Annotated in this window: 1 protein-coding gene; it reads left to right on the forward strand. The window is 38.3% G+C overall.

Annotated features, from left to right (window positions below; all coding sequences use genetic code 11):
• A partial coding sequence (locus Z053_RS31620; RefSeq protein ID WP_035096513.1) for a hypothetical protein occupies positions 1–321 on the forward strand: 321 nt, incomplete at both ends.

Below are 321 nucleotides of genomic sequence, written 5' to 3' on the forward strand. Positions count from 1 at the left end.
TGACCGATTTGGGAATTTAACCTATGTAATCCCACCAAAAGTAACTACAAATGACGGTGTATCGGACAATGAGCTTGCCGAATTGTGTTATCAATACAAGTACGATTACAGAAATCGCCTTATTGAAAAGAAAATCCCTGGTAAAGACAAAGAGTATATTGTCTATAACAAGCTAGATCAACCGATCTTAACCCAGGATGCGAATCTAAAAGCAAGCAATGCCTGGCTCTTTACCAAATATGATGCCTTTGGTCGGGTTACCTATACTGGTAAATTCACCGATAACCGAGAAAGAAAAGTTATACAACAAGCTGTCAATAC

This window comes from Aquimarina megaterium XH134 (genome assembly GCF_000520975.1).
In the GTDB taxonomy this organism is placed as follows: Bacteria; Bacteroidota; Bacteroidia; order Flavobacteriales; family Flavobacteriaceae; genus Aquimarina; species Aquimarina megaterium.